This is a genomic window from Oligella sp. HMSC05A10 (assembly GCF_001808335.1).
GTDB classification, from domain to species: domain Bacteria; phylum Pseudomonadota; class Gammaproteobacteria; order Burkholderiales; family Burkholderiaceae_B; genus Oligella; species Oligella urethralis.
On record NZ_KV792933.1, the window covers coordinates 1 to 9,010 of the forward strand.

The window sequence follows — 9,010 nt, forward strand, 5'->3', positions numbered from 1 at the left end:
TCCGGTATTTAACTGCTTTTATGCAAAAGTCTCCAATTACATTGAGTAAGGAGTGTGTTATGCAAATGATTAAAAAAAGTATGGGTGCCTTAGTTGCCGCCACCCTGAGTATTGCCGCATTTAGTGCGAGTGCCGCCACCGACCAATGGCAACGCATAGAAGCACTGAAAATCAGTCCAGCGCAGGCACTAAGCATTGCGACTAGCGAGGCGCCGGGTCACGCCGTTGAGTTGGAATTGGATCTCGATAGAAAGAGTGCCTCTTATGAAATCGAGGTTCAGGGAAGCAACGATAGACATAAAATCGAGGTAGATGCGGATAGTGGTGATGTGCTTAAGAACCGCATTGATAAGGACTATTTCAAGGATCAGCCTCGCTTAGAAGCAAATATTCCATTGCAGGATGCCATTACTATCGCTGAGGAAGCTACCCAAGCTCGGGTTAAGGAGATTGAGCTTAAGCGAGCTAAGGAGCAGAATGCCTACTATAAGGTTGAGACGCTTAATGCAACGACGAAGTTTAAGCTAAAAATAGATGCCACTGACGGTAAAATTATTGAGCGCAAAGAGGATTAATTAGTGCGCTTGCGCAATCACTAAAAATAGAGGACAGGCTTTTAAAGCCTGTCTTTTCGTTTTAGCTACTGCTATAGTATATTGGTCGTCTTGCCGGGGCGGTTGCGCTCTGATTTTATTATGCTGTTGAGAGGTTCTGATGAAGTTTACGATGCGTTTTAATCCTAAAATCTATGAGTTAAGGCGTGGCTATTCGGCAGAGCAATTCTTGCAGGATTTGGGCGCAGGCTTGACGGTGAGCGTGGTTGCGTTGCCCCTAGCGATGGCCTTTGCTATTGCCTCGGGTCTAAAGCCAGAGGCGGGACTGTTTACAGCGATTATCGGGGGCTTGCTGATTTCTTTATTTAGCGGTTCACGGGTGCAGATTGGCGGCCCGGCCGGCGCCTTTATTGTGATTGTCTACGGCATTGTGCATCAATATGGGGTTGAGGGGCTGCTGTTAGCGACCTTGATGTCCGGTGTTTTTCTGTGGCTGATGGGCTTTTTGCGTTTAGGCGGCTTGGTGGAATTTATTCCCGTGGCGGTCATTATTGGCTTTACCAATGGCATTGCCGTATTGATTGGTGTGTCTCAAATCAAAGACTTTCTGGGCTTGCCCTTAGAGGATGTGCCGGCAGACTTCTTCCCCTTGATGCAAAGTTTGTGGCAGGCCTTGCCGCAAATGAATGTTCAAGCCTTTATCGTGGCCTTGCTGTGTTTGGCCATCGTGTTTTTGTGGCAGCGTGTGTTGGTGCTGAGTGGCAGGTTCTTGCGCAATAAAGATAGTCAACACCCTGTGCCCAAACTCATGCGTTTTTTAGCGCATATCCCGGGCTCTATCGTGGCTTTAATTGTCGGTGTGTTGTTAGTGCAACTGGGGGATTTGCAGGTAGAGACCATCGGCAGCCGTTTTGGTGGTATACCGCAGAGTTTGCCAGCGTTTACGGCCCCCGCCTTTAGCCTGGCGCTGATGAGTGACTTAATGATGCCGGCGATTACCTTAGCCGTGCTGGGGGCGATAGAGTCTTTGTTATGTGCACGTGTGGCTGACAATATGATTAAGGATAAGCACGATCCGAATCAGGAGCTGCTAGCTCAGGGCTTTGCGAATATGGTGGTGCCATTTTTTGGCGGTATGCCGGCGACCGGCACCATTGCCCGTACCGTGACCAATGTAAAAAACGGCGGTAGAACGCCGATTGCGGGTATGATTCATGCGCTCGCCTTATTGGTTGTGGTGCTGGTGGCGGCACCCTTAGCGCAATATATTCCCTTGGCTACTTTAGCGGCTATTTTGATGTCGGTGGCGTGGAATATGGGGGCGTGGCGTGAATTTGCACGTATCCCGTCGCATACTTTAGCCTATGCGGCCACCTTACTCTCGGTCTTTTTCTTGACGGTGATGGTGAGTCTCACCGTGGCGGTGCAGGTAGGTATTGCCTTAGCGTGTTTTACCTTTATTTATCGCGTCTCTATGTTGACGGTGGCGGAAAAGCAGAACTTGGCTCAAACACCGGAAGAAGAGGGCGTGAGTTATTATCGCTTGCTTGGCTCGGTATTTTTCGGCTCGGTCAATCTTACTCAAAAGTTGTTAAATCCCATGGCTAAAAAAGCCTTGGTGTTGGATTTTTCCGGGATTATTTACGTGGATTCCTCCGGTGTGGTGGCCTTAAAAGAAATGCTACAAGCGTATCAAGCGCAGGGGGTGCCAATTTTTATCTATGGGTTGCGACCACAGGCTAAAAGCATTCTCTGGCGTAGCGAATGGCTGCGTGACTTAGGTGAAGGATATATGCATGATAGCCTTGAAGAAACGCGTCAAGCCGTGCTCGCCTATTTACATCAACAAGCAGCAGTCGACGCGGCTGCCAAGGGTTAAGCTCAATGATATTGCAATGGTTTGATGCCTTGCTTGCCAATTGGTCGGTTTATCAGGTGTTGGCGTTGGGGTTGGTGCCGACCGTGCTGGTATTTTTTTGCATGTATTTGCTGCTTTTAAAAGCTCGCTCTGATCGTCGCTTAGCCGAGTGGCGTTTGCTGGATCGGGAGCAAGAAAATCAGCGCCTGAAAGCGGAGCTGAGAGCGTTGGAAGCAGAGCTTAAGATGCTTGATGATGAAAAAGATCAGCTGGATAAGCAAGTCGTTGCACTGTCTACGCAGCTTAATTTTGAGCAGCAATATAAAGAGTTGCAGGAAGAGCAGAATAAGCAGCAATTGCAGGAATTAGCGCGTCGTTTTGAACTGCTCTCCAATCGCTTATTGGATGAAAAAGGGCGCGCCTTATTGGAGCGCAATCAGGGTTCTTTAGAGCAGGTATTAAGACCGTTTAGGGAGCGCTTGGATTTATTTCAACAGCGCATAAATGATTTGCATGGGCAGTCTTTGCAGGGGCACAGTGCCATTTCCGAACAAATTAAGCAGTTAATGAATGCGGGTTTACGTATCGGAGCGGAAGCGGAAGCGCTGACACGTGCCCTTAAAGGGGATAAAAAGGCGCTCGGTAACTGGGGTGAGTTGCAATTGGAGTCGGCGTTGCAGCAGGCTGGCTTAGAAAAAGATAGGCACTATAAAACCCAAGTCGCTTTTAGACAAGAGAGTGGACAGCGTTTGCTGCCGGATGTGGTGGTATACCTACCCGATGATAAAGAGCTTGTGATTGATAGTAAAGTCTCACTGGTCGATTATCAAGCGGCCATTACCGCTGACGATGAGGAGTGTGCAAAGTACTATTTACAGCGGCATGTGAAAGCGGTGCGCCAGCATATTGATGATCTGAGCGCTAAGGACTATAGCCAATTGCCAGGGCTTAATAGCCCAGGTTTTGTGATGCTCTTTATGCCAATTGAGGCCGCCTTTATTGAGGCGCTAAAGGCGGATGAGGCCTTGTATCACTATGCCTTTAATAAAAATATTATCCTAAGCTCACCGACCACCTTATTGCCTTTATTAAAAACAGTGGCCTATTTGTGGTTGCGTAGTGATAGTCATCAACAAGCTCTGGCCTTGGGTGATGAGGCAATGGCGATATACAATCAGGCAGCGCTGGTGGCACAGCATATGTGTAAATTAGGACAGAGCTTAAATAGCTCTACTCGCTTATTCAATCAAATGGCTCGTTCCTTTGCTGGTCAGCAGGGCATTACCACCAAGTTAGCGCGTTTTAATCGCTTGAGTGCCAAAGCCGCTAAGGAGATGCCTGAGGTGAGCGAGGTTAGTTTACAGAGCGAGCTACCTGCGGCATGGGATAGTGAGAGAGAGTAAAAACAACAAAAACAGTATAAACCCTTGGAATGCATAGACTTTCATGGTATAGTAGTGGGCTAGCTACTAAAAATGCGCTTTATGCTGCGCAGAGTTGTGAAATACTTGCGGTATAAAGTTCAAAGCTAGTGCAAATAGATTGCGAGTTCTCTAAGTTTTCACTTAACCGGTTTACCGCCAAGCATGATGAGCGATGGTCTCGTTGCCCATGGTGAGTATGCTTATATCAAGCGGTCCGGTGCGAATGCTTAAAAGCAAGATATTTACCCCTCATAATAAATGTTAGCCCCCACCAATCGTAGTGGGGAATGGAGTAATTAAAATGTCAAATTCGACAACAACGCCTGCCGCTCATCGGTTAGGCCTAGTCGGTCGTAAGGTTGGCATGATGCGTTTGTTCACCGAAGACGGTGATTCAATCCCGGTAACTGTACTGGACGTATCAGGCAACCGTGTGACTCAAGTGAAGTCCGTTGAGACGGATGGCTATGCTGCTGTTCAGGTTGCGTTCGGTCAGCGCCGTGCCGGCCGTGTGACTAAGCCACTAGCAGGTCACTACGCCAAAGCCGGCACAGAAGCCGGTACCATTCTCAAAGAGTTCCGTTTAGATCCAGCTGTTGCTGCTGAGTTTGAGGCGGGTGCTGAGATTCTTGTTGATAGCTTATTTGAAGTGGGCCAAAAGGTGGATGTACAGGGTACAACCATTGGTAAGGGCTTTGCCGGTGTGATTAAGCGTCATAACTTTAGCGCTCAGCGTGCTTCTCACGGTAACTCAATCTCCCACCGTGCCCCTGGTTCTACCGGTATGGCCCAAGACCCGGGTCGTGTTTTCCCTGGTAAGCGTATGGCTGGTCACATGGGTGATGTCACTCGCACAGTACAAAACTTGGACGTGGTCCGTGTTGATGTAGAGCGTGGTCTGATTATGGTTAAGGGTTCTGTGCCTGGCCATAAAAATGGCAACGTGATCGTGCGTCCTGCAATTAAAATGACTGTTAAAGGAGCCAAATAATGGAACTTAAGCTCCTAAATGCACAAGGCGCTGCTGACGGTACTGTGAGCGCACCCGAGACAATTTTCGGTCGTGATTTCAACGAAGCATTAGTACACCAAGTCGTTGTAGCTTACCAAGCTAACGCTCGTAGCGGTAACCGTGCTCAAAAGGATCGTTCAGAGGTTAAATATAGTACTCGCAAGCCATGGCGTCAAAAGGGTACCGGTCGTGCGCGTGCCGGTGCTGCGGGTTCACCATTGTGGCGTGGGGGTGGTCGCACTTTCCCTAACAAGCCTGATGAGAACTTCAGCCAAAAGGTTAACAAGAAGATGTACCGTGCCGGTATTCGTTCTATCTTGTCACAATTGGCGCGTGAAGAGCGTATCGCTGTCGTTGAATCATTCACCTTTGATGCACCTAAAACCAAAATGGCCGCTAGCAAATTAAAAGCAATGGGCGTGCTAGATTCGGTGTTAGTGATCACGGATGATTTAGACGAAAATACTTATTTAGCTACTCGCAATTTACCGGGTGTTGCTGTTGTTGAAACTAGCTACGCCGATCCACTTTCTTTAATTCATTACAAGAACGTGTTGATCACTAAAGGTGCAATTGCCCAACTTGAGGAGATCTTAGGATGAAAGCAGAACGTTTAATGCAAGTCATTCTGGCTCCGGTGATTACTGAGAAAGCAACGTTTATTGCTGAACGTTCTGCGGATCAGCCTCAGATTGCTCTGCGTGTTGCTCCTGACGCAACTAAGCCGGAGATTAAAGCAGCAGTTGAGCTTTTATTTGAAGTTGAAGTTGACTCTGTATCAGTTTTAAACCGTAAAGGTAAAGTAAAGCGTGCCGGTCGTTTTATGGGTCGCCGTAAAAATGTCCGCATCGCATATGTATCACTCAAAAAAGGTCAGGAACTTGACTTTTCGGAGGTGAACTAAGATGGCATTAGTAACTATTAAACCTACATCACCAGCCCGCCGCGGTATGGTTAAAGTGGTTAACCCGGATCTACACAAGGGTGCACCTTATGCTCCTTTATTAGAGTCGCAAAAACGCGGTTCCGGTCGTAACCACCACGGTCGTATCACTACCCGTCATCGTGGGGGCGGTCATAAATCGCATTACCGTATTATCGACTTCCGTCGCAATAAAGACGGTGTGCCTGCGAGAGTAGAGCGTCTTGAGTACGATCCTAACCGTACGGCGCATATTGCTCTAGTGGTTTATGCTGACGGTGAGCGTCGCTATATTCTTGCGCCTAAGAAATTAGAAGTGGGTGCACAGATTGAATCAGGCATTGAAGTGCCTATCCGTGTTGGTAATGCGATGCCAATCCGCAATATTCCAATCGGTTCACACATTCACAATATTGAGATGTTGCCTGGCAAAGGCGGTCAAATCGCTCGTTCAGCCGGTGCTTCTGCTGTGTTGATGGCACGTGAGGGTACCTACGCGCAGATTCGTCTACGCTCCGGTGAAGTACGTCGTGTGCATATCGATTGCCGCGCCACTATCGGTGAAGTCGGCAATAGTGAGCATAGCCTTCAGAACTACGGTAAAGCCGGTGCCATGCGTTGGCGCGGTATTCGTCCTACCGTTCGCGGTGTGGCAATGAACCCGATCGATCACCCGCACGGTGGTGGTGAAGGTAGAACCGGTGAAGGTCGTGAGCCAGTGAGCCCATGGGGTACGCCAACTAAGGGTTACCGAACTCGTCGTAATAAGCGTACTGACAGCATGATCGTCTCACGTCGTAAGCGTAAATAAGGGGCAATAAACTATGTCACGTTCAATTAAAAAAGGCCCTTACGTAGAAGCCTCTTTGATGAAAAAGGTTGAGGCAGCTACTGAAGGCAAGGATAAGAAGCCGATCAAAACTTGGTCTCGTCGTTCAACAATCCTACCGGACTTTATCGGTTTAACGATTGCTGTACATAACGGTCGTCAACACGTACCGGTTTATATCAACGAGAACATGGTTGGTCACAAACTTGGTGAATTCGCGCAGACTCGTACCTACAAAGGTCATGCAGCGGATAAGAAGTCTAAGAGGTAAGTGATGGAAACAACAGCTATTGTTCGTAACGCACATATCTCAGCGCAAAAGACTCGTCTTGTAGCGGACTTAATCCGTGGTAAATCAGTTGAGCAAGCGTTGAATATTTTGACGTTCACACCGAAAAAAGCCGCCGGCATCATCAAAAAAGCTCTAGAGTCAGCAATCGCTAACGCTGAGCACAATGACGGTGCTGATATTGATGAGTTAATCGTAAAAACTATTTACGTTGATAAGGCTCAATCAATGAAGCGTTTTAGAGCACGTGCCAAAGGCCGTGGTAACCGTATTGAGAAGCAGACTTGCCACATCGTGGTAAAAGTCGGCGTTTAAGGAGTCACAATGGGTCAGAAAGTACACCCAACCGGGTTCCGTCTCGCTGTATCTCGTAACTGGAATTCACGTTGGTATGCTGACGATAAGAATTTCGGTAGTTTATTACACGAAGACGTTAAAGTACGTGAATACTTGAAGCGTAAACTTAAAAATGCTTCAGTAGGTCGTGTTGTGATTGAGCGCCCTGCTAAAACTGCGCGTATCACGATTCATACAGCACGTCCTGGTGTTGTAATCGGTAAGGGCGGTGATGATATCGCTCAATTAAATGCCGACTTACAGCGCTTAATGAGCGTACCTGTTCACGTAGGTATTGAAGAAATTCGTAAGCCCGAAATCGATGCACAACTAATCGCTGACTCTATCGCTCAGCAATTAGAAAAGCGTATTATGTTCCGTCGCGCGATGAAGCGTGCAATCTCTAATGCGATGCGTGCTGGTGCCAAGGGTATCCGTATTGCTTCTTCAGGTCGTTTAAATGGTATTGAGATTGCTCGTACCGAATGGTATCGCGAAGGTCGAGTGCCTTTACATACCCTACGCGCTATCATCGATTACGCAACGTCTGAAGCTGAAACTACCTACGGTATTATCGGTATCAAAGTATGGGTTTATCGTGGTGATTTATTGCCTAATGGCGAATTGCCACCTGAGTTAGCAACACCTGCTGAAGACGATCGTCGTGCTCGTCGTCGCCCTCGTGGTGACCGTCCTGAGTCACGCCGTCGCCGTCGCCGTCCTGCGGCCGCCCAGCAGAATCAGCAAGCTGACACAGCAGCTGAGGCTAAAGGAGAGTAATTATGTTATCACCAGCTCGCAGAAAGTATCGTAAAGAGCAAAAAGGCCGTAACACTGGCTTAGCCACTCGTGGTACACAGGTAAACTTCGGTGATTTCGGTTTAAAAGCGACCGGTCGTGGTCGTTTAACTGCCCGTCAAATTGAGGCGGCTCGTCGTGCGATGACGCGTCACATTAAACGTGGTGGTCGCGTATGGATCCGTATCTTCCCGGACAAACCGATTTCACAGAAACCTGCTGAAGTTCGTATGGGTAGCGGTAAAGGTAACCCTGAGTACTGGGTTGCTGAAATCCAGCCGGGTAAGGTTCTCTATGAAATGGATGGTGTAAGCGAAGAATTGGCTCGTGAGGCATTCCGCTTAGCTGCCGCTAAGTTGCCAATCTCTACCACCTTCGTCACACGTCAAATTGTATAAGAGGTATTTATGAAAGCATCTGAATTACGTGAAAAGGACGTGACCGAGCTTCATAAAGAGCTCGAGTCCTTACTAAAGGCACAATTTAACTTGCGTATGCAACACGCTACTCAGCAATTAGCTGACAGCAGCCAGTTGTCAAAAGTACGTCGCGATATTGCACGTGTACGCACTATCTTAACCGAAAAGGCAGGTAACTAATATGAGCGAAACTCAAACTACAGAGAAGCGCCAACGTACCTTAATTGGTAAAGTGGTGAGCAACAAAATGGATAAAACCATTGTTGTGCGTGTTGATCGCCGTGTTAAGCACCCACTTTACGGTAAATTCGTTAACCGCTCTAAGAACTACAAGGCACACGACGAAGAGAACCAGTACAACGAAGGCGATACCGTTGAAATTGCAGAGGGCCGTCCTATCTCTAAAGATAAATCATGGACCGCAGTTAGATTAGTCGAAGCTGCTCGCGTAATTTAATTACGTAGTTAGTTAACGCTAATTTAATGCTGTTATTTCACAGCCAAAAACCCAAACTGTCTTATGATGGTTTGGGTTTTTTATGTGTTTGCCCAGCGAGGTTGGCAAACCC

Annotated in this window: 13 protein-coding genes; all 13 read left to right on the top strand. The window is 47.8% G+C overall.

The window, feature by feature from the left end; all coding sequences use genetic code 11:
• Positions 1 to 59 precede the first annotated feature (59 nt).
• The 13 genes from HMPREF3144_RS07445 (at position 60) to rpsQ (ending at position 8,898) form a co-directional block, all read left to right on the top strand.
• Positions 60 to 575 (top strand): PepSY domain-containing protein, encoded by a 516-nt coding sequence (locus HMPREF3144_RS07445; protein ID WP_018026671.1) that lies wholly within the window; start codon positions 60 to 62, stop codon positions 573 to 575.
• Positions 576 to 714: 139 nt separating this feature from the next.
• Entirely contained in the window at positions 715 to 2,433 is a 1,719-nt protein-coding gene (locus tag HMPREF3144_RS07450) for a SulP family inorganic anion transporter (protein ID WP_070477251.1), read from the top strand.
• A 5-nt stretch (positions 2,434 to 2,438) separates the two neighbouring features.
• On the top strand, positions 2,439 to 3,815 hold the full coding sequence (gene rmuC, locus HMPREF3144_RS07455) for a DNA recombination protein RmuC (protein WP_070477253.1): 1,377 nt from the start codon (positions 2,439 to 2,441) through the stop codon (positions 3,813 to 3,815).
• 322 nt (positions 3,816 to 4,137) lie between these two features.
• The gene (gene rplC, locus HMPREF3144_RS07460; protein WP_018026674.1) at positions 4,138 to 4,827 is read left to right on the top strand and encodes a 50S ribosomal protein L3; all 690 of its coding nucleotides are present in this window, start codon (positions 4,138 to 4,140) and stop codon (positions 4,825 to 4,827) included.
• Positions 4,827 to 5,450 carry a 50S ribosomal protein L4 gene (rplD, locus tag HMPREF3144_RS07465; protein WP_018026675.1) on the top strand — a complete coding sequence of 208 codons (624 nt, stop codon included), beginning with the start codon at positions 4,827 to 4,829 and terminating at the stop codon, positions 5,448 to 5,450. The genes rplC and rplD overlap by 1 nt, the downstream gene beginning before the upstream one ends.
• Positions 5,447 to 5,752 (top strand): 50S ribosomal protein L23, encoded by a 306-nt coding sequence (rplW, locus tag HMPREF3144_RS07470; protein WP_018026676.1) that lies wholly within the window; start codon positions 5,447 to 5,449, stop codon positions 5,750 to 5,752. The genes rplD and rplW overlap by 4 nt, the downstream gene beginning before the upstream one ends.
• A 1-nt stretch (position 5,753) precedes the next feature.
• Positions 5,754 to 6,581 (top strand): 50S ribosomal protein L2, encoded by an 828-nt coding sequence (rplB, locus tag HMPREF3144_RS07475; RefSeq protein WP_018026677.1) that lies wholly within the window; start codon positions 5,754 to 5,756, stop codon positions 6,579 to 6,581.
• Positions 6,582 to 6,594: 13 nt separating this feature from the next.
• Entirely contained in the window at positions 6,595 to 6,870 is a 276-nt protein-coding gene (gene rpsS / locus HMPREF3144_RS07480; RefSeq protein ID WP_018026678.1) for a 30S ribosomal protein S19, read from the top strand.
• Positions 6,871 to 6,873: 3 nt separating this feature from the next.
• Positions 6,874 to 7,203: a 50S ribosomal protein L22 gene (rplV, locus tag HMPREF3144_RS07485; protein ID WP_018026679.1), complete on the top strand. Its 330-nt coding sequence runs from the start codon at positions 6,874 to 6,876 to the stop codon at positions 7,201 to 7,203.
• A 9-nt stretch (positions 7,204 to 7,212) separates the two neighbouring features.
• Positions 7,213 to 8,004: a 30S ribosomal protein S3 gene (gene rpsC, locus HMPREF3144_RS07490; protein WP_018026680.1), complete on the top strand. Its 792-nt coding sequence runs from the start codon at positions 7,213 to 7,215 to the stop codon at positions 8,002 to 8,004.
• Between the two features lie 2 nt (positions 8,005 to 8,006).
• The gene (gene rplP, locus HMPREF3144_RS07495; protein WP_018026681.1) at positions 8,007 to 8,420 is read left to right on the top strand and encodes a 50S ribosomal protein L16; all 414 of its coding nucleotides are present in this window, start codon (positions 8,007 to 8,009) and stop codon (positions 8,418 to 8,420) included.
• A gap of 9 nt (positions 8,421 to 8,429) precedes the next feature.
• Complete coding sequence (rpmC, locus tag HMPREF3144_RS07500; protein ID WP_018026682.1) at positions 8,430 to 8,621, top strand: 50S ribosomal protein L29; 192 nt, start codon at positions 8,430 to 8,432, stop codon at positions 8,619 to 8,621.
• 1 nt (position 8,622) lies between these two features.
• Entirely contained in the window at positions 8,623 to 8,898 is a 276-nt protein-coding gene (gene rpsQ, locus HMPREF3144_RS07505; RefSeq protein ID WP_048767503.1) for a 30S ribosomal protein S17, read from the top strand.
• Positions 8,899 to 9,010 lie beyond the last annotated feature (112 nt).

Excerpts from the sequence above, each read along its gene's own strand:
- HMPREF3144_RS07445 (WP_018026671.1), top strand. The coding sequence starts at position 60 with ATGCAAATGATTAAAAAAAGTATGGGTGCCTTAGTTGCCGCCACCCTG.
- HMPREF3144_RS07450 (WP_070477251.1), top strand. The coding sequence starts at position 715 with ATGAAGTTTACGATGCGTTTTAATCCTAAAATCTATGAGTTAAGGCGT.
- rmuC (WP_070477253.1), top strand. The coding sequence starts at position 2,439 with ATGATATTGCAATGGTTTGATGCCTTGCTTGCCAATTGGTCGGTTTAT.
- rplC (WP_018026674.1), top strand. The coding sequence starts at position 4,138 with ATGTCAAATTCGACAACAACGCCTGCCGCTCATCGGTTAGGCCTAGTC.
- rplD (WP_018026675.1), top strand. The coding sequence starts at position 4,827 with ATGGAACTTAAGCTCCTAAATGCACAAGGCGCTGCTGACGGTACTGTG.
- rplW (WP_018026676.1), top strand. The coding sequence starts at position 5,447 with ATGAAAGCAGAACGTTTAATGCAAGTCATTCTGGCTCCGGTGATTACT.
- rplB (WP_018026677.1), top strand. The coding sequence starts at position 5,754 with ATGGCATTAGTAACTATTAAACCTACATCACCAGCCCGCCGCGGTATG.
- rpsS (WP_018026678.1), top strand. The coding sequence starts at position 6,595 with ATGTCACGTTCAATTAAAAAAGGCCCTTACGTAGAAGCCTCTTTGATG.
- rplV (WP_018026679.1), top strand. The coding sequence starts at position 6,874 with ATGGAAACAACAGCTATTGTTCGTAACGCACATATCTCAGCGCAAAAG.
- rpsC (WP_018026680.1), top strand. The coding sequence starts at position 7,213 with ATGGGTCAGAAAGTACACCCAACCGGGTTCCGTCTCGCTGTATCTCGT.
- rplP (WP_018026681.1), top strand. The coding sequence starts at position 8,007 with ATGTTATCACCAGCTCGCAGAAAGTATCGTAAAGAGCAAAAAGGCCGT.
- rpmC (WP_018026682.1), top strand. The coding sequence starts at position 8,430 with ATGAAAGCATCTGAATTACGTGAAAAGGACGTGACCGAGCTTCATAAA.
- rpsQ (WP_048767503.1), top strand. The coding sequence starts at position 8,623 with ATGAGCGAAACTCAAACTACAGAGAAGCGCCAACGTACCTTAATTGGT.